Source organism: Actinotalea sp. JY-7876 (genome assembly GCF_014042015.1).
Classification (GTDB): Bacteria; Actinomycetota; Actinomycetes; order Actinomycetales; family Cellulomonadaceae; genus Actinotalea.
This window is the reverse complement of sequence record NZ_CP059493.1, coordinates 1,609,372-1,627,668: the sequence shown is the minus strand read 5'-3', so window position 1 is coordinate 1,627,668 and position 18,297 is coordinate 1,609,372. Positions and strand designations below refer to the sequence as shown.

General features: G+C 73.8%; 16 protein-coding genes. 5 read left to right on the top strand and 11 right to left on the bottom strand.

Annotation, left to right across the window (positions count from 1 at the left end; genetic code table 11):
• Window positions 1-75: 75 nt before the first annotated feature.
• Together xerD and H2O74_RS07620 are read right to left on the bottom strand one after the other, a co-directional pair.
• Window positions 76-1,059 (bottom strand): site-specific tyrosine recombinase XerD, encoded by a 984-nt coding sequence (xerD, locus tag H2O74_RS07625; RefSeq protein ID WP_182113827.1) that lies wholly within the window; start codon window positions 1,057-1,059, stop codon window positions 76-78.
• Between the two features lie 6 nt (window positions 1,060-1,065).
• Window positions 1,066-1,992 (bottom strand): heme o synthase, encoded by a 927-nt coding sequence (locus H2O74_RS07620; RefSeq protein WP_182114146.1) that lies wholly within the window; start codon window positions 1,990-1,992, stop codon window positions 1,066-1,068.
• Between the two features lie 322 nt (window positions 1,993-2,314).
• Here H2O74_RS07620 and tkt point away from each other — a divergent pair, with 322 nt between their 5' ends.
• From tkt to pgl, 5 genes are all read left to right on the top strand, one after another.
• Window positions 2,315-4,489 carry a transketolase gene (gene tkt / locus H2O74_RS07615; RefSeq protein WP_182113826.1) on the top strand — a complete coding sequence of 725 codons (2,175 nt, stop codon included), beginning with the start codon at window positions 2,315-2,317 and terminating at the stop codon, window positions 4,487-4,489.
• A gap of 67 nt (window positions 4,490-4,556) precedes the next feature.
• Complete coding sequence (gene tal / locus H2O74_RS07610) at window positions 4,557-5,714, top strand: transaldolase (protein WP_182113825.1); 1,158 nt, start codon at window positions 4,557-4,559, stop codon at window positions 5,712-5,714.
• Complete coding sequence (zwf, locus tag H2O74_RS07605) at window positions 5,711-7,252, top strand: glucose-6-phosphate dehydrogenase (protein WP_182113824.1); 1,542 nt, start codon at window positions 5,711-5,713, stop codon at window positions 7,250-7,252. The genes tal and zwf overlap by 4 nt, the downstream gene beginning before the upstream one ends.
• A gap of 25 nt (window positions 7,253-7,277) precedes the next feature.
• The gene (locus H2O74_RS07600) at window positions 7,278-8,198 is read left to right on the top strand and encodes a glucose-6-phosphate dehydrogenase assembly protein OpcA (protein WP_182113823.1); all 921 of its coding nucleotides are present in this window, start codon (window positions 7,278-7,280) and stop codon (window positions 8,196-8,198) included.
• The gene (gene pgl, locus H2O74_RS07595; RefSeq protein WP_182113822.1) at window positions 8,195-8,953 is read left to right on the top strand and encodes a 6-phosphogluconolactonase; all 759 of its coding nucleotides are present in this window, start codon (window positions 8,195-8,197) and stop codon (window positions 8,951-8,953) included. Before H2O74_RS07600 ends, pgl begins: the two co-directional genes overlap by 4 nt.
• A 31-nt stretch (window positions 8,954-8,984) precedes the next feature.
• Here pgl and H2O74_RS07590 read toward each other — a convergent pair whose 3' ends face one another.
• The 9 genes from H2O74_RS07590 to uvrC all read right to left on the bottom strand — a co-directional run bounded on the left by H2O74_RS07590 (window position 8,985) and on the right by uvrC (window position 18,260).
• The gene (locus H2O74_RS07590; RefSeq protein ID WP_182113821.1) at window positions 8,985-9,332 is read right to left on the bottom strand and encodes an RNA polymerase-binding protein RbpA; all 348 of its coding nucleotides are present in this window, start codon (window positions 9,330-9,332) and stop codon (window positions 8,985-8,987) included.
• Between the two features lie 10 nt (window positions 9,333-9,342).
• Complete coding sequence (gene secG, locus H2O74_RS07585) at window positions 9,343-9,588, bottom strand: preprotein translocase subunit SecG (protein ID WP_182113820.1); 246 nt, start codon at window positions 9,586-9,588, stop codon at window positions 9,343-9,345.
• Between the two features lie 156 nt (window positions 9,589-9,744).
• Window positions 9,745-10,545, bottom strand: a complete 801-nt coding sequence (gene tpiA, locus H2O74_RS07580; RefSeq protein ID WP_182113819.1) for a triose-phosphate isomerase — start codon at window positions 10,543-10,545, stop codon at window positions 9,745-9,747.
• Entirely contained in the window at window positions 10,545-11,750 is a 1,206-nt protein-coding gene (gene pgk / locus H2O74_RS07575; protein WP_182113818.1) for a phosphoglycerate kinase, read from the bottom strand. Before pgk ends, tpiA begins: the two co-directional genes overlap by 1 nt.
• 147 nt (window positions 11,751-11,897) lie before the next feature.
• Window positions 11,898-12,905, bottom strand: a complete 1,008-nt coding sequence (gap, locus tag H2O74_RS07570; protein ID WP_182113817.1) for a type I glyceraldehyde-3-phosphate dehydrogenase — start codon at window positions 12,903-12,905, stop codon at window positions 11,898-11,900.
• Between the two features lie 204 nt (window positions 12,906-13,109).
• A complete protein-coding gene (whiA, locus tag H2O74_RS07565; protein WP_182113816.1) occupies window positions 13,110-14,090 on the bottom strand; it encodes a DNA-binding protein WhiA in 981 nt (326 codons plus the stop codon).
• Window positions 14,091-14,107: 17 nt separating this feature from the next.
• Window positions 14,108-15,088 (bottom strand): uridine diphosphate-N-acetylglucosamine-binding protein YvcK, encoded by a 981-nt coding sequence (gene yvcK, locus H2O74_RS07560; protein WP_304518628.1) that lies wholly within the window; start codon window positions 15,086-15,088, stop codon window positions 14,108-14,110.
• Between the two features lie 59 nt (window positions 15,089-15,147).
• On the bottom strand, window positions 15,148-16,086 hold the full coding sequence (gene rapZ / locus H2O74_RS07555) for an RNase adapter RapZ (RefSeq protein ID WP_182113815.1): 939 nt from the start codon (window positions 16,084-16,086) through the stop codon (window positions 15,148-15,150).
• Window positions 16,083-18,260, bottom strand: a complete 2,178-nt coding sequence (gene uvrC, locus H2O74_RS07550) for an excinuclease ABC subunit UvrC (protein ID WP_182113814.1) — start codon at window positions 18,258-18,260, stop codon at window positions 16,083-16,085. Before uvrC ends, rapZ begins: the two co-directional genes overlap by 4 nt.
• Window positions 18,261-18,297 lie beyond the last annotated feature (37 nt).

Below are 18,297 nucleotides of genomic sequence, written 5' to 3'. Positions count from 1 at the left end.
ATCCAGGCTGGTCACGGCCCCGAGATTACCCCAGGCACCGCCCGGCGCCCCGCCGCAAACGCCGTCGCCGCCGGCTCAGCCCAGGGCGCGGGGGTGCGCCGCGGCGTAGACCTCGCGCAGCGTGTCCGGCGTCACCATCGTGTAGATCTGCGTCGTGGTCACCGAGGCGTGGCCCAGCAGCTCCTGGACGACGCGCACGTCGGCGCCGCCCGCGAGCAGGTGGGTCGCGAACGAGTGCCGCAGCGTGTGCGGCGACACGTCGCCGGCCCGCTCCAGCCCCGCGCGCTCCGCCGCCAGCCGCAGGACGGCCCAGGCGCTCTGCCGGCTCAGCCGGGCGCCGCGCGTGTTGAGGAAGACGGCCGGCGTGCCGCGCCCGGCCGCGGCGAGCACGGGACGCGCCCGGACGAGGTAGGACTCCGTCGCCTCCCGGGCGAAGGACCCGACGGGCACGACGCGCTCCTTGCGCCCCTTGCCGAGCAGGCGCGCCGCGGCCGCGGCGGGGTCGAGCTCCAGGTCGTCGACGTCGAGCCCGACGACCTCGCTGATGCGCGCGCCCGTGGAGTAGAGGAGCTCGAGCAGCGCGCGGTCGCGCAGCGGCACGGGGCCGTCTCCGAGGCCGGCGGCCTCGAGCAGCCGCTCGACGTCGTCGGTGGACAGCGCCTTGGGCAGGCGCCGGGCCTGCGCCGGCGGACGCACCGCGCGCGAGGGGTCCTGCTCCGTCAGGCCCTCCAGGGTGCAGAACCGGTGCCAGCCGTGGACCGCCGCGATGGTGCGCGCGGTCGACGCCGCCGACAGCGCGCTGGAACCGTCGGACCCGGTCCGCACCGAGGTGACGAAGTCCTGCACGTCGGCCTCGGTCACCTGAGCCACCGACGTCCTGCCGCGGGCCGCGAGGTGGGCCGTGTAGCGCCGCAGGTCGCGGCGGTACGCGGCCAGCGTGTTGGCGGCGAGGCCGCGCTCCACCGCGAGGTGGTCCAAGTAGGTGCCGACCTCGCGCTCGAGGGCGTCACCGGCCGCACGGTCCGCCTCGGTCCGCGCGTCCCGCGCCGGTGCGGCCACGGCGGCTCAGACCGGCAGGAAGGGGTCGACCGCGATGGCGACGAAGAGCAGGGTCAGGTACGTGATCGAGCCGTGGAAGACCCGCATCTCCCCCAGCTTGACGCCGGGGCGCGGGGCGCGTGCCCGGCGGAGCAGCCCGATGGTCGAGCCCAGGAACCACAGGCCCAGCCCGCCCGCCGCGACGGCGTAGACCCACGTCATGTCGGCGAGGGGCACCAGCGCCAGCGAGCAGCCGATCATGCCCAGCGTGTAGGCGACCATCTCCCAGGAGACCTTCACGTCGTCCGCGACGACGGGCAGCATCGGGACGCCGGCCGCGGCGTAGTCCTTGCGGAACTTCATCGACAGCGGCCAGTAGTGCGGCGGCGTCCAGAAGAAGATCACGCCGAAGAGCGCGACGGGCGCCCAGGCGATCGAGTCGGTCACGGCGGACCACCCGATCAGCACCGGCATGCAGCCGGCCGCGCCGCCCCACACGATGTTCTGCGGCGTGCGCCGCTTGAGGATCATCGTGTAGCCGACGACGTAGAGCAGGATCGCGCCGAGCGCCAGGGCCGCCGACAGGACGTTGACGAGGACCGCGAACCAGGCGATCGCGAAGAGGCCGAGCAGCCACCCGAACACCAGCGCCGCGCGGGGCGTGACCTCGCCCGTGACCAGGGGGCGCCGCTTCGTGCGGTTCATCACCTCGTCGATGTCGCGATCGAGGTAGCAGTTGAAGACGTTGGCCGAGCCCGCGGCCGCGGTGCCGCCCACGAGGGTCGCCAGGACGAGCCCGACGGCCGGGAAGCCCCGCTCGGCGAGGATCATGGTGGGCACCGTCGTGATGAGCAGCAGCTCGATGATGCGGGGCTTGGTCAGGGCGACGTACGCCCCGACCCGGGCGCGGACGGCCGCGGCCCGCGAGCGCGTCCCGACGGGGGCCGCGGTCACCGCGGCGCCCGCCCCGTGGACCGGACGGACGGCGGCGCCGGGCTCGGCGTCGAGTCGTCCACTGGCAGTGCGCACGTCGGCAAGGCTCCGTTCCGCGGGGATGTCGCGACCATGGTAGGCCGACGTCGCCCCGGGGTGCGTCCGGCGCGTCCACCAGGCGGCGCGGCGCCCAGGCGCACGTGCTCACCGGTAGGCTCGAACCGTGACCCGACGCACACCGTCGGGCACCCCGGCGCACGCCACCGGCCCCTTCGGGTCCCTGGACGCGTGCGCACGCACCAGGCGACGACCCGGGCGACCGCTCGGGCAGGAATGAGGCTCCGTGAACGCGTCCCCCACCCCGACCGCAGAGGTCACGCTCGAGTGGTCGGACCTCGACCGCCGCGCCGTCGACACCGTCCGTGTGCTGGCGGCGGACGCCGTGGAGAAGGTCGGCAACGGTCATCCCGGGACGGCGATCAGCCTCGCGCCCGCGGCCTACCTGCTCTACCAGCGCGTCATGCGCCACGACCCGGCCGACCAGCACTGGCTGGGCCGCGACCGCTTCATCCTCTCCGCCGGGCACTCGAGCCTGACGCAGTACATCCAGCTCTACCTGGCCGGCTACGGCCTCGAGGTCGAGGACATCGCGGCGCTGCGCACCTGGGGCTCCAAGACGCCCGGCCACCCCGAGTACCGCCACACCGACGGCGTCGAGATCACGACCGGCCCGCTGGGCCAGGGCCTGGCGAGCGCGGTCGGGGTCGCGATGGCGGCGCGCCGCGAGCGCGGCCTGCTCGACCCCGACGCCGCACCGGGCACGAGCCCGTTCGACCACCACGTCTACGTCATCGCCTCCGACGGCGACCTGCAGGAGGGCGTCACGAGCGAGGCGTCCTCGCTCGCCGGCACGCAGAAGCTCGGCAACCTCATCGTGCTGTGGGACGACAACCACATCTCCATCGAGGGCGACACGGAGATCGCCTTCACGGAGGACGTCCTGGGCCGGTACGAGGCCTACGGCTGGCACGTCCAGTCCGTCGACTGGACGCAGACCGCCGACGGCAGCCCCTACGCCGAGGACGTCGAGGCCCTCGCCGCCGCGCTCGAGGCCGCCAAGCAGGTCACGGACCGCCCGTCGTTCATCCGGCTGCGCACGATCATCGCCTGGCCCTCGCCGACCAAGCAGAACACGCACGGGTCGCACGGCTCGAAGCTCGGTGGCGACGAGGTGCGCGGCCTCAAGGAGCTCCTGGGCTTCGACCCGGAGAAGTCGTTCGACGTCGAGCCCGAGGTGATCGCGCACACCCGCAAGGCGCTCGAGCGCGGGGCGGCCGCCAAGGCGCAGTGGCAGGAGGGCTACGAGGCGTGGCGTGCCGCCAACCCGGACCGCGCGGCGCTGCTCGACCGGCTCGTGGCCAGGGAGCTGCCGGAGGGCTGGACCGACGCGCTGCCGACGTTCCCGGCGGGCAAGTCCGTGGCGACCCGCGCGGCGTCCGGCGAGGTCCTCTCGGCGCTCGCGCCCGTGCTCCCGGAGCTGTGGGGGGGCTCGGCCGACCTCGCGGGCTCCAACAACACGACGATGAAGGGCGAGCCGTCCTTCATCCCGGCCGAGCGCTCGACCCACGAGTTCGCGGGCCACGAGTACGGCCGCACGCTGCACTTCGGCATCCGCGAGCACGCCATGGGCGCGATCCTCTCGGGCATCGTGCTGCACGGCCTGACGCGCGCCTACGGCGGCACGTTCTTCACGTTCAGCGACTACATGCGCGGCGCCGTGCGCCTCGCCGCACTCATGGGCGTGCCGAGCATCTACGTCTGGACGCACGACTCCATCGGCCTCGGCGAGGACGGCCCGACGCACCAGCCGGTCGAGCACCTCACGGCCGTGCGGGCCATTCCCGGCCTGGCCGTGGTCCGGCCCGCCGACGCCAACGAGACGGCGCAGGCGTGGAAGGCGATCCTCGAGCGCACGGACCACCCGGTCGGCCTCGTCCTGACCCGGCAGAACGTGCCCACGTTCCCCCGCGGTGAGGACGGGTTCGCGTCCGCCGAGGGCGTCGCCCGCGGCGCCTACGTGCTGCTCGAGGCCAGCACGGGCACGCCCGACGTGATCCTCATCGGCACGGGCTCCGAGGTGCAGCTGGCCGTGGCGGCGCGCGAGCAGCTCGAGGCGGACGGCATCGCGACGCGCGTCGTCTCCGCACCGAGCCTGGAGTGGTTCGCCGAGCAGGACGAGGCGTACCGCGAGCAGGTGCTCCCGGTGGCCGTCCGCGCCCGGGTGTCCGTCGAGGCCGGCATCGCCCTCTCGTGGCACAAGATCGTCGGCGACGCCGGCCGGACCGTCTCGCTCGAGCACTACGGGGCCTCGGCCGACTACGAGACCCTCTACCGCGAGTTCGGCCTCACGCCCGAGGCGGTCGTCGCGGCGGCCCGCGAGTCCCTCGCCGCCGCGTCGCGCGACGGCGGCCCGGGCACCGCGTCCGTGCCCACCGAGAGCGGCACCGGCGACCTCTGACCGACGTCCCGCACGTTGGGCCCCGGCCGCGAGGCGGCCGGGGCCCGGAGCACCGAAGGAGCACGCCATGACCGAATCCGGCACCGCCCTGCCCGCACCCGTCGCCGCCCTGCGCGACGCCGGGGTGGCGATCTGGCTGGACGACCTCTCGCGCGAGCTCCTGCGCGGTGGCGGCCTCGAGCGGCTCGTGCGCGAACGCGGCGTCGTCGGGGTCACCACCAACCCGACCATCTTCGCGTCGGCTCTGAGCAAGGGCAGCGCCTACGACGCCCAGCTCGCCGAGCTCGCCGCCGCCGGCGCCGACGTCGACGACGCGGTGTTCGCGATCACCACGGACGACGTCCGCGACGCGTGCGACGCCCTCGCCGACGTGTACGCGGCGACGGGCGGGCTCGACGGGCGCGTGTCCATCGAGGTCGACCCGCGGCTCGCGCGGGACACCGACGGCACCGTCGCGACGGCCGAGCGCCTGTGGCGCACGGTCGACCGCCCGAACCTCTACATCAAGATCCCGGCGACCGTGGAGGGCCTGCCCGCGATCACCGCGGTGATCGCGCAGGGCATGAGCGTCAACGTCACGCTGATCTTCTCCCTCGAGCGCTACCAGGCCGTCCTGGACGCCTACCAGGCAGGGCTCGAGCAGGCGCGCGAGGCCGGCATCGACCTGGCCGGCATCCACTCGGTCGCGTCGTTCTTCGTCTCGCGCGTCGACGCCGCGATCGACGCACGGCTGGACGACCTCGGCTCGGCGGAGGCTGCCGCGCTGCGCGGCTCGATCGCCATCGCCAACGCGCGCCTGGCGTACCGGCGCTACGAGGAGGTCCTCGCGGGCGAGCGCTGGCGGGCGCTGGCCGCGGCCGGCGCCAACGCGCAGCGGCCCCTGTGGGCCTCGACGGGCGTCAAGGACAAGGCCTACCCCGACACGCGCTACGTGGACGAGCTCGTGGCCCCCGGCGTGGTGAACACCATGCCCGGTGCCACCCTGGAGGCCGTGGCCGACCACGGCCGGATCACGGGCGACACCGTGACGGGCGGGTACGCGGCGGCGGACCAGGCGCTCGAGCGCCTCGCCGCGCTCGGCATCGACCTGGGCGACGTCACGGAGGGGCTCGAGGCCGAGGGCGTCGAGAAGTTCGAGAAGAGCTGGGACGAGCTCCTCGCGACCGTGCAGGCCGGCCTGGCCCGCAGCACCGCGGTGACCGGCGACGCGCAGGGCGCCCGGTGAGCCCCACGCGCGTCACGCCCGCGGCGAACCCGCTCCGGGACCCCCGCGACCGCCGCCTGCCCCGGATCGCGGGTCCGTGCGGCCTGGTCATCTTCGGGGTGACGGGCGACCTCGCCCGCCGCAAGCTCATGCCCGCCGTCTACGACCTCGCGAACCGAGGGCTGCTCCCCCCGGGCTTCGCGCTCACCGGGTTCGCGCGCCGCGACTGGGCGACGCAGGACTTCGCCGAGGTGGTGCACGACGCCGTCAAGAAGAACGCGCGCACGCCCTTCCGCGAGAGCACGTGGGAGCAGCTCGCCAAGGGCATCCGCTTCGTCCAGGGCGAGTTCGACGACGACGCCGCGTTCGACCGGCTGAGCCAGACCGTCAAGGAGCTCGACGCGGAGCAGGGCACGGGCGGCAACCACGCCTTCTACCTCTCCGTGCCGCCGGGGGCCTTCCCGCTGGTGTGCCGCCAGCTCGCGCGCTCCGGCCTGTCCAAGCAGGAGGAGACCGCCTGGCGGCGGGTCGTCATCGAGAAGCCGTTCGGCCACGACCTGGCCAGCGCGCGCGAGCTGAACGACGTCGTCTCGGAGGTCTTCGAGCCCGAGTCGGTCTTCCGGATCGACCACTACCTGGGCAAGGAGACCGTCCAGAACATGCTGGCGCTGCGGTTCGCCAACCAGCTGTTCGAGCCGATCTGGAACGCCAACAACGTCGACCACGTGCAGATCACGATGGCCGAGGACATCGGGATCGGCGGGCGGGCCGGGTACTACGACGGCATCGGCGCCGCGCGCGACGTCATCCAGAACCACCTGCTCCAGCTCCTGGCCCTGACGGCCATGGAGGAGCCCGTCTCCTTCGACCCGCAGGACCTGCGGGCCGAGAAGGAGAAGGTCCTCTCCGCCGTGCGGGTGCCCAAGGACCTGGGACGGCACACGGCCCGCGGGCAGTACGCGGCGGGCTGGCAGGGCGGCGAGGAGGTCGTCGGGTACCTCGACGAGGACGGCATCGCGCCCGACTCGATCACCGAGACCTACGCCGCGATCCGCGTCGACATCGACACCCGGCGCTGGGCGGGGGTCCCGTTCTACCTGCGCGCGGGCAAGCGCCTGGGCCGTCGGGTCACCGAGATCGCCGTCGTCTTCAAGAAGGCGCCCCACCTGCCCTTCGAGTCCACGGCGACGGAGGAGCTCGGCAAGAACGCGCTCGTCATCCGGGTCCAGCCCGACGAGGGCGTGACGATCCGCTTCGGCTCCAAGGTGCCCGGCACCGCGATGGAGGTGCGCGACGTCACGATGGACTTCGGGTATGGGCACGCCTTCACCGAGTCCTCCCCCGAGGCCTACGAGCGGCTCATCCTCGACGTCCTGCTGGGCGACCCGCCGCTGTTCCCGCGGCACGAGGAGGTCGAGCTCTCCTGGAAGATCCTCGACCCGATCACGGCGTACTGGGCGCGGCACGGCAAGCCGGAGGCGTACCGCTCCGGCACGTGGGGCCCGGACTCCGCGGACGAGATGATGGCGCGCGACGGCCGCGCCTGGCGCCGGCCGTGACCGGCCGGACCGGAAGGGCGGCACGATGATCATCGATCTTCCCGACACCACGACCACCGCGGTCACCAAGGCGCTCGTGCGGCTGCGCGACGAGGGTGGCGCGGTCGCGCTCGGCCGGGTCCTCACGCTGGTCATCGACGCGACCCCGGACACCGTCGAGGAGGCCGTCGAGGCCGCCAACGACGCGAGCCGCGAGCACCCGTGCCGCGTGATCGTGCTGGTGCACGACGCCGACCGCACCACCCCGCGGCTCGACGCCGAGATCCGCGTCGGCGGGGACGCGGGCGCCAGCGAGGTCGTCCTGCTGCGCGCCTCGGGCGAGATGATCGCCCACGCGGACACGCTCGTCATGCCGCTGCTGCTGCCCGACGCGCCGATCGTGGCCTGGTGGCCCGCGGAGCTGCCGGAGCACCCCGCCGCGCACCCGATCGGCACGATGGCCCAGCGGCGCATCACCGACTCCCTCGCGTGCTCCGACCCGCTCGCGACCCTGGTCCGGCTGCGCGACGGCCACCGCGCCGGCGACACGGACCTCGCCTGGACCCGCATCACCGTCTGGCGGGGGATCCTCGCCGCGGCGCTGGACCAGCCGCCGTTCGAGCCGGTGACCCGCGCCGAGGTCCACGGGCACGAGTCGCACCCCTCGGTCGTGCTGCTGGCCGCCTGGCTCGCCCACGCGCTGCGCTGCGAGGTCGAGATCGTCCGCGAGAAGGACGTCCCGGCCATCACCAAGGTCGTCCTCGAGCGGGCGTCCGGCCCCGTGATCGTGTCCCGGCCCGACGGCCGCATCGCCACCGTCGAGCAGCCGGGGCAGCCCGTGCGCACCACGGCGATGCCGCTGCGGTCGCTGCGCGAGTGCCTCTCGGAGGAGCTGCGGCGCCTGGACCCGGACGAGGTCTACGGCGAGGTCCTCCTCGACGGGCTCGAGCGCGTGGGAGCCGCGTGAGCGCGCGGGTCGCCGTCGTGCACCCCGACGCCGCGACGCTCGCGCGGGCCACGGCCGCCCGCCTGCTCCTGCGGCTCATCGACGGGCAGAGCACCCGGCGGCCGCTGCACGTCGCGCTCACGGGCGGCACGGTCGGCATCCGCACGCTCGCCGAAGTCGCGGCCTCGCCCCTGCGCGACGCCGTCGACTGGACCGGCGTCCACCTGTGGTGGGGCGACGAGCGCTTCCTGCCCACCGGCGACGCCGACCGGAACGAGACCCAGGCCCGCGAGGCGCTCCTGGACGCGCTGCCCGTGCCCGCGCAGAACGTGCACCCCGTGCCGGGACCCGACCGCGCCGACTCGCCGGAGGCGGCCGCCGAGGCCTACGCCGCGGACCTGGCGCGCTACGCCGCCCCCGCGGGCGCCGCGCAGGACGACGCCGGCCCGGCCGTGCCGGCGTTCGACGTGGTGCTGCTCGGGATGGGCCCGGACGGCCACGTCGCGTCGCTCTTCCCGGGGCACGACGCCCTCGCGGTCCTCGACCGGACGGTCGTCGGCGTCCACGGCTCCCCGAAGCCACCCCCGGAGCGCGTCAGCCTGACGTTCCCGGCCCTCGAGGCGGCGTCGGAGATCTGGGTCGTCGCGGCCGGCGCGGAGAAGGCCGAGGCGGTCGCGCGCGCCCTCGCGGGCGACGACGTCCGCTCCACGCCCGCGGCCGGCGCCCTGGGCCGCGAGCGCACGCTCTGGCTCCTCGACGTCGCCGCAGCCGGCTGAGCACGACCGGCGGCGCGAGGTCAGGACAGGGTCAGCGGCCGCGGCGCGCGCGCAGCGCGCTGAGGGCCTCGTCGAGGATGGCGGCGCCGTCCTCGTCGCTGCGCCGCTCCTTCACGTACGCCAGGTGCGTCTTGTACGGCTCGTTGCGCGACGGCGACGGCGGGTTGTCCTTGTCCTGACCCGCCGGGAAGCCGCACCGCGGGCAGTCCCAGGTCTCGGGCGCCTCGGCGTTGCCCTCCTGGGAGAAGCTCGGCTTGGTCTCGTGGCCGTTGGCGCACCAGTAGGAGACCCAGAACCGGGGGGCCTGGTCGCCACGCTCGGCCTCGCCCATGGGGCCGGCTCCGACGCGGGACCCTCGGATCGCGCTTCCGCTTGCCATCTGTTGCTCCTTAGGCGCTGACGCGCTGGATCAGGCCCAGCAGCACGACGACGAGCGTCCACAGGAGCGCCAGGCCGATCGTGAGCCGGTTGAGGTTCCGCTCGGCGACGCCGGAGCTGCCGGCGTTGCTGGAGATGCCGCCGCCGAACATGTCGGAGACCCCCCCGCCCTTGCCCTTGTGCAGCAGCACCAGGAGCACGACGAGGAAGCTGGTCAGGACCAGCAGGACCTGCAGGATGATGCGCAGTGCGTCCACGTGCTCGTACGTCCCTCGCAGTCGGATGATCGGCGCCGGCGGCGCCCGGTCAAGGATAGGCGACCCGGGCCCCTGCCCACGACAGGCGCCACGGGTGAACGGTCCCGGCGGAGCGGGGACCGGCGCCCTCCCGCGGGAGGGCGCCGGTCCGGCGGCTCAGCGAGCCGTCTGGTGCTCGCGGAAGCGGGCGATCTTGGCGAACTCCTCGGGGTCGAGGCTCGCTCCGCCGACGAGCGCGCCGTCGACGTCGGGCTTGTCCATGATCGCCGCGATGTTGCCGGACTTCACGGACCCGCCGTAGAGCACGCGCACACCGGCGGCGAGCTCGGGCGAGTACAGCTCGGCCAGCTTCTCGCGGATCGCGCCGCAGACCTCCTGCGCGTCCTCGGGCGTCGCGACCTCGCCGGTGCCGATGGCCCAGACGGGCTCGTAGGCGATGACGACGTCCTTGGCCTTGTCGGCCGGGAGGCCGGCCAGGCCGCCCTCGACCTGCGCGAGGGTGTACGCGACCTGCTCGCCGGCCTTGCGGACGTCGAGGCCCTCGCCGACGCACAGGATCGGGACGATCCCCTGCCCGAACGCGGACGCCACCTTGGCGGCGCACAGCGCGTCGTCCTCACCGTGGTACTGCCGGCGCTCGGAGTGGCCGACGGCCACGTAGGAGACGCCGAGCTTGGCGAGCATGACCGGCGAGATCTCGCCGGTGTACGCGCCCTCGGTGTGCGCCGAGACGTCCTGCGCGCCGTACTTGAGCTCGTACTTGTCCGCGTCGACGAGGGTCTGCACCGAGCGCAGGTCCGTGAACGGCACGAGCACCGCGACCTCGACGGCCGAGTAGTCGTGCTTGGCGTCCTTGAGCGACCACGCGAGCTTCTGGACGACCTGGATCGCCTGGTGGTGGTCGAGGTTCATCTTCCAGTTGCCCGCCATGAGCGGCGTGCGGGTCTGCGTGGCCATCAGGCCTCCTCCTCCAGGACGGCGATGCCGGGGAGCGACTTGCCCTCGAGGAACTCGAGGCTCGCCCCGCCACCGGTCGAGATGTGACCGAACCCGGCCTCGTCGAAGCCGAGCAGGCGCACGGCCGCCGCGGAGTCGCCGCCGCCGACGATCGTGAACGCACCGTTCGCGCCCGCGTCGACGAGCGCCTGCGCGACGGCGCGCGTGCCGTTCGAGAACGCCTCGAACTCGAAGACGCCGGCCGGGCCGTTCCAGACCACGGTCTTCGCGTCGAGGATCTTGCTGCGGAACAGCTCGCAGGAGTCCGGACCGATGTCCAGGCCGATGCGGCCGTCCGGGATGGCGTCCGCCGGGACGACGTCGTGCGGCGAGTCGGCCGCGAAGGCGTCGGCGACCACGATGTCCGTGGGCAGCACGATCTCCACCCCGCGCTGCTCGGCCTCGGCGAGGTAGCCCTTGACCGTCTCGATCTGGTCCTCCTCGAGCAGCGAGCTGCCCACGGAGTAGCCCTTGGCCGCGAGGAACGTGAAGACCATGCCGCCGCCGATCAGCAGCCGGTCGGCCTTGGTCAGCAGGTTCGCGATGACGCCGAGCTTGTCCGAGACCTTCGAGCCGCCGAGGACGACCACGTAGGGCCGCTCCGGGTCGTCGGTCGCCTTGCGCAGCGAGGCGACCTCCTTGAGCACGAGCGCGCCCACGGCCGAGGGGAGCTTGCGGGCGACGTCGTAGACGGACGCCTGCTTGCGGTGCACGACGCCGAAGCCGTCCGAGACGTACACGTCGGCGAGGGCGGCGAGCTCGCTCGCGAGCTCCTCGCGCTCGGCGTCGACCTTCGAGGTCTCGCGCGGGTCGAAGCGGATGTTCTCGAGCAGCGCGATCTCGCCGTCGCCGAGGGCGGCGACCGTCGCCTTCGCGGACTCCCCCACCGTGTCCTGCGCGAGGGCGACGGGCTGGCCGAGCAGCTCGCCCAGCCGGGCCGCGACGGGCGCGAGCGAGTACTTGGCCTCCGGCGCGCCCTTCGGGCGGCCGAGGTGGGCGGTCACGACCACGCGGGCGCCCGCGTCGAGCAGCGCCTTCAGGGTCGGCAGGGCCGCGCGCACGCGGCCGTCGTCGGTGATCGTCGTGCCGTCGAGCGGCACGTTGAAGTCCGAGCGGACGAGGACGCGCTTGCCGCGCAGGTCCCCGAGGTCCTCGATGGTCTTCATGGTCCTCATTCCTGGTTGAAGAACGGTGGGGTCCCGCGGTGGCACGACCCCGGACATGACGGCGTCCGCGTACGCACCGCGACCCGGAGGCCGCGGTGCGCACGCGGACGCATGGTCGTGCTGTCGCTCAGCGCGTGCGGACCGAGGTCAGAGACGCTCGCCGACGTACGTCGTCAGCTTGACGAGCGAGTTGGAGTAGCCCCACTCGTTGTCGTACCAGGCGACGACCTTGACCAGGTCGCCCGAGACCTTCGTGAGGCCGGCGTCGAAGATGCTCGAGGCCGGGTCCGTCTCGATGTCCTTGGAGACGATCGGGTCCTCGGTGTAGGTGAGGATGCCCTTGAGCTCCGGCGTCTCGGACGCGGCCTTGATCGCGGCGTTGACCTCCTCGACCGTGACCTCGCGGCCGGCCGTGAACGTCAGGTCCGTCGCGGAGCCCGTCGGCGTGGGCACGCGCATCGCGTAGCCGTCGAGCTTGCCCTTGAGCTGCGGGAGCACGAGCGAGACCGCCTTGGCGGCACCGGTGGACGTCGGCACCATGTTCAGGGCCGCGGCGCGGGCGCGACGCAGGTCCTTGTGCGGGCCGTCCTGGAGGTTCTGGTCCTGCGTGTACGCGTGGATCGTCGTCATGAGGCCGCGGACGATGCCGAAGCTCTCGTCGAGGACCTTGGCGAGCGGCGCGAGGCAGTTCGTCGTGCAGGACGCGTTCGAGATGATGTTGTGCTTGGCCGGGTCGTACTCGGTGTGGTTCACACCGACGACGAACGTGGCGTCCTCGTTCTTCGCGGGCGCCGAGATGATGACCTTCTTGGCGCCGGCGTCGAGGTGCGCCTTCGCCTTGGTCGCGTCGGTGAAGATGCCGGTCGACTCGATGACGATGTCGGCGCCCAGCTCGCCCCACGGGAGGGCGGACGGGTCGCGCTCGGCGAGGGCCTTGAACGACTTGCCGCCGACCGTGATCGACGTCTCGTCGTAGGTCACCTCCTGCGGCAGACGGCCGAGGATCGAGTCGTACTTCAGCAGGTGCGCGAGCGACTTGTTGTCGGTCAGGTCGTTGACGCCGACGATCTCGATGTCGGCGCCCGACTCGAGCACGGCGCGGAAGAAGTTACGTCCGATGCGGCCGAAGCCGTTGATTCCGACGCGGATAGTCACAATGCCTCCTCGGGGCGCGCCGGTTCCGCCGACACGCGATGGGTCACCTTTCGGATGCGTACGGCGCTGTACGCGCCTGGCCGGACCGTGACTGAACCTCGATCCCCAGATGGGACCCAGGTTACACGCAGGACACATCACGCGTCGGGGACATGGGTCCCCCGACCGGCCGCCGGGCTCACGGTAGAGGTCCCGGCGTGCGCGTCAGACGTCGAGCATGTCGGGCGTGAGCCCGGCCTCGGTGTCCGGGATGCCCAGGTCCGCGGCCTTCTTGTCCGCCGTCGCGAGCAGGCGCCGGATGCGGCCGGCGACCGCGTCCTTCGTCAAGGGCGGGTCAGCGAGCTGCCCGAGCTCCTCCAGGGACGCCTGCTTGTGGGCCAGGCGCAGCTCGCCCGCCTCGCGCAGGTGCTCCGGGAGGTCCTCCCCGAGGATCTCGAACGCGCGCTCCACGCGGGCGCCCGCGGCGACCGCCGCGCGCGCCGAGCGCCGCAGGTTCGCGTCGTCGAAGTTGGCGAGGCGGTTCGCCGTGCCGCGCACCTCGCGCCGCATGCGGCGCTCCTCCCAGACCATCACGGCGTCGTGGGCGCCCAGACGCGTCAGCATCGCGCCGATCGCGTCCCCGTCGCGGATCACGACGCGGTCCACGCCCCGCACCTCGCGGGCCTTGGCCGCGATGCCGAGCCGGCGCGCCGCCCCCACGAGGGCCAGCGCGGCCTCCGGGCCGGGGCACGTCACCTCGAGCGCGGCCGAGCGGCCGGGCTCCGTCAGCGACCCGTGCGCGAGGAACGCCCCGCGCCACGCGGCCTCGGCCTCACCGATGCCCGCCGAGACGACCTGCGGGGGCAGGCCCCGCACGGGCCGGCCACGAGCGTCCAGCAGACCCGTCTGGCGGGCCAGGGACTCGCCGTCCTTGACGACGCGCACGACGTAGCGCGTGCCGCGCCGCAGCCCGCCACCGCTCACGACGACGACGTCGCTCGTGTGCCCGTAGACCTCGGCGATGAACTGCCGCAGGCGCCGGGCCGCGATCCCCGTGTCCAGCTCCGCCTCGATGACGATGCGGCCCGAGATGATGTGCAGCCCGCCCGCGAACCGCAGGGTCGCCGAGACCTCCGCCTTGCGGCACGACGTCTTGTCGACGGTCAACCGGGCGAGCTCGTCCTTCACCTGTGCCGTCAGCGCCATGGGCGTCATCCTGCCATTCACCGGGCGGTGCTCCCCACGTCACCCAGCACGCCCTCGAAGGCGTCGCGGTACGCGGCGGCCAGCCGCAGCGCGTCGTGACGGGCGCTCCCGTCACCCACGTGCACCTGCCGGAGCAGCACCGACGCCCCCATCTCGCGGGCCTTGGCCTCGAGCGCGTCGAGGTCGTCGACGGCCGTCGGATCGGCCACCACGACGTCGACCCGCAGCTCGGGGGCGTGCTGCTGGAGCGCGGCGAGGTGCTCGAAGCACGTCATGCCGCCCTCGTCGGCCGCCGGCCGCAGGTTGAGGGTGACGCACCGCCGCGCCGGGGTGCGGTGCAGCGCGTGGGAGAGCTCGGGCACCAGCAGGTGGGGCATCACGGAGGTGAACCACGATCCCGGCCCGAGCACCACCCAGTCGGCGGCGTCGACCGCGGCCACGGCCTCCTGGGACGCCGGCGGGGCCTCCGGGAGCAGCCGCACCCGGCGGATGCGCCCCTCGGCCACCGCGACCTGGCTCTGGCCCCGCACGAGGCGGCTGACCCCGTCGGGCCCCTCCACGTCGGCCTCGATCGCCAGCGGGACCGAGGCCATCGGCAGCACGCGGCCGCGCGCGCCGAGCAGCCGTGCCACCCAGTCGAGTCCGCCGACGGTGTCCCCGAGCAGCTCCCACAGGGCGACGATGAGCAGGTTGCCGACGGCGTGCTGGTCCAGCGACCCCTGCGAGCTGAACCGGTGCTGCAGGACGTCGCGCCACGTCCGTCCCCAGTCGGAGTCGTCGCACAGGGCGGACAGGGCCATCCGCAGGTCCCCCGGCGGCAGCACGTCCATCTCCTGGCGCAGACGGCCGGACGAGCCGCCGTCGTCCGCGACCGTGACGACCGCGGTCAGCCGGTCCGACATGAGCCGCAGGGCCGACAGGCTCGCGTACAGGCCGTGCCCGCCGCCGAGGGCGACCACCGCCGGCCCCACGCCGCCGCTGTGCAGCGGCGTGGTCAGGAGCCGCGTCGCGGCATCGTCGGAGCGGTGCGGGCGCCGGTCCCCGTCGTCCGGGGTGGTCACTCGCGCCCCAGGTCGCGGTGGCTGACGACGACGCGGTGCCCGCGCTCGCGGAGCACAGCGGCGAGGGCCTCGGAGAGCGCGACCGAGCGGTGCTTGCCGCCCGTGCAGCCGACCGCGATGGTCGCGTACCGCTTGTCCTCCTCGACGTAGCCGCTCAGCACCGGCTCGAGCGCGAAGGCGTACCGGTCGACGAAGACGCGGGCGCCGTCCAGGCCGAGCACGTAGTCACGCACGGGTTCGTCCTTGCCGGTGAGGTGCCGCAGCTCGGTGACCCAGTACGGGTTGGCGAGGAACCGCACGTCGGCGACGTGGTCCGCGTCCAGGGGGATCCCGTACTTGAACCCGAAGGACAGCACGTTGATCCGCAGCGCGTCCTCGTCGCCGCCCACCACGGCGAGCCGCACGGCACGGGCCAGGTCGTGGACGTTGAGGTCGCTGGTGTCGATGACCACGTCGGCGCGCTCGCGGACGGAGTGCATGATCTCGCGCTCGGCGGCGATCCCGTCCAGGATGCGCCCCTCGCCCTGGAGCGGGTGCGGGCGACGCACGGCCTCGAACCGCTGCACGAGCACCTGGTCGGACGCGTCGAGGAAGAGGATCCGGTAGGCGATGCCCGCCGTCCGCAGGGTGTCGACCACCTCGGCGAGGTCGCCGAAGAGCTCGCGCCCGCGCACGTCGACGACGGCGGCGAGGCGCTGCACCCCGCCGGCGCTGCGCGTCATCATCCCCACCACCTCCGGCAGCAGCCGCGCCGGGAGGTTGTCGACGACGTACCAGTCGAGGTCCTCGAGCACGGCGGCCGCGCGCGTGCGGCCGGCGCCCGACATCCCGGTGATGATGAGGAGCTCGGGGAGCTCCGCGCGGGGGGTCGGGGTGGTGGCCTCGAGCGCGGGGATGCCTGACGGCACGGTCGTGGGGGGCGGCTCTGCGGTCATGGTTCCAGCATGCCAGCCCGCTGCGTCACCGCCTCGTCGGTCGCCGGTGCCTCGTCCGTCGCGGGCGCCCGGTCGGTCGCGGGCGCCTGGTCCGTCGCAGGGGCCTCGTCGGGCGTGGCGGGCGCCGCGGGCCCGGCGGCACCCACCCCGAGCGCCGTGAGCACGGCGGCCGCGGTGCGCGGGCCCATGCCCTTGACCTGCGCGATCTCCTCCACCGTCGCCGCCTTGAGGCGCGTGACGCTGCCGAAGTGCTTGAGCAGCGCCGCGGTGCGGGTCGGGCCGAGGCCCGGTACGGCGTCGAGCGCCGAGACGGTCATGCCCTTGCTGCGGCGCGCGCGGTGGTGCCGGATCGCGAACCGGTGGGCCTCGTCGCGCACGCGCTGCAGCAGGTACAGCCCTTCGGACGAGCGCTGGAGGATCACCGGGTACTCCTCCCCCGGCAGCCACACCTCCTCGAGCCGCTTGGCCAGCCCGCAGAGCGCGACGTCCTCGATCCCCAGGTCGGCGAGCGCGCGCGCGGCGGCCGCGACCTGCGGCGGCCCGCCGTCGACCACCACGAGGTTCGGCGGGTACGCGAAGCGCCCGCGCTGGCCCTCCACCTCGCCGGAGACCTCCCCCGAGCGGGCGGGCCCCGACGGGAACGGGTGCCCGTCGGCGACCGCGTCCTCGCCGTCCCCCAGGTCGGGCGCGCCACCGGACCGCGCCTGGTCCTCCAGGTAGCGCCGGAAGCGGCGCGTGATGACCTCGTACATCGCCGCCGTGTCGTCGCGCGCGCCCTGACCGTCGGGCCCGCGCACGGCGAACTGCCGGTACTCGGACTTGCGGGCGAGCCCGTCCTCGAAGACCACCATCGACCCCACCTGGTGGGTGCCCTGGGTGGTCGAGATGTCGTAGCACTCGATGCGCAGCGGGGCGCTGTCGAGCCCGAGGGCCTCCTGGATCTCGCGCAGCGCCTGGCTCCGCGTGGTGAGGTCGGAGGCGCGCTTGGTCCGGTGCAGGACCAGGGACTGCTCCGCGTTGCGGCGCACCGTGTCGGCGAGCGCCCGCTTGTCCCCCCGCTGCGGGACCCGCACCTCGACGCGCGAGCCGCGCAGCCCCGCGAGCCACGCGCTGACCTGGTCGACGTCGGGCGGCAGCACCGGCACGAGCACCTCGCGCGGCACGGCGCTCGCCGTCTCGACGGTGCGCTCGGGACGTGCCTTGCTCGCGCTCGCGCTGGGCGGCGTCGCGGGCACCTCCCCCTCGCCGTAGACCTGCTGCAGGAGGTGCTCGACCAGCTCGGCGTCCGTGACGTCCTCGACCTTCTCCACGACCCAGCCGCGCTGTCCGCGGATCCGCCCGCCCCGCACGTGGAACACCTGCACGGCCGCCTCGAGCTCGTCCCCGACCAGGGCGAAGACGTCCGCGTCGGTGCCGTCGGGCAGCACGACGGCGTTCTTCTCGGTCGCGCGCTGGAGCGCGCCGATGTCGTCCCGGAGCCGGGCGGCGGTCTCGAAGTCCAGCTCCGCCGACGCCTCGCGCATGCGCTTGTCGAGGCGGCGCACGAAGCGCGCCGTGTCGCCCGCCATGAAGTCGCAGAAGTCCTCGGCGAGCGTGCGGTGGTCCGCCGCGGAGATGCGTCCCACGCAGGGCGCCGAGCACTTGTCGATGTACCCGAGCAGGCACGGCCGCCCGGCCTGCGCGGCGCGTTTGAAGACGCCGGCCGAGCACGTGCGCACGGGGAAGACGCGCAGCAGCAGGTCGACGGTCTCGCGGATCGCCCAGGCGTGGCCGTAGGGGCCGAAGTAGCGCGTGCCCGGCCGCTTGGCGCCCCGCATCACCTGCACGCGCGGGTACTCCTCGCCGAGCGTCACCGCGAGGTACGGGTACGACTTGTCGTCCCGGTACTTGACGTTGAAGCGCGGGTCGAACTCCTTGATCCAGGAGTACTCGAGGGCGAGCGCCTCGACCTCGGTGCCCACCACCGTCCACTCCACCGACGCGGCGGTGGTGACCATCTGCTGCGTGCGCGGGTGCAGCGCGGACAGGTCCTGGAAGTAGCTGTTGAGCCGCGAGCGGAGGCTCTTCGCCTTGCCGACGTAGACGACGCGGCCGTGGTTGTCGCGGAACCGGTAGACGCCCGGGGAGTCGGGGATCTCGCCCGGCCGCGGACGATACGTCGCCGGGTCTGCCATGACCACGAGCCTAAGCCAGCCCTCCGACAGACCCCGA

Coding starts and splice junctions, on each gene's coding strand:
- H2O74_RS07590 (WP_182113821.1), bottom strand. CDS start 9,332: ATGGCAAGCGGAAGCGCGATCCGAGGGTCCCGCGTCGGAGCCGGCCCC.
- whiA (WP_182113816.1), bottom strand. CDS start 14,090: ATGGCGCTGACGGCACAGGTGAAGGACGAGCTCGCCCGGTTGACCGTC.
- tal (WP_182113825.1), top strand. CDS start 4,557: ATGACCGAATCCGGCACCGCCCTGCCCGCACCCGTCGCCGCCCTGCGC.
- tpiA (WP_182113819.1), bottom strand. CDS start 10,545: ATGGCCACGCAGACCCGCACGCCGCTCATGGCGGGCAACTGGAAGATG.
- uvrC (WP_182113814.1), bottom strand. CDS start 18,260: ATGGCAGACCCGGCGACGTATCGTCCGCGGCCGGGCGAGATCCCCGAC.
- rapZ (WP_182113815.1), bottom strand. CDS start 16,086: ATGACCGCAGAGCCGCCCCCCACGACCGTGCCGTCAGGCATCCCCGCG.
- pgk (WP_182113818.1), bottom strand. CDS start 11,750: ATGAAGACCATCGAGGACCTCGGGGACCTGCGCGGCAAGCGCGTCCTC.
- H2O74_RS07600 (WP_182113823.1), top strand. CDS start 7,278: ATGATCATCGATCTTCCCGACACCACGACCACCGCGGTCACCAAGGCG.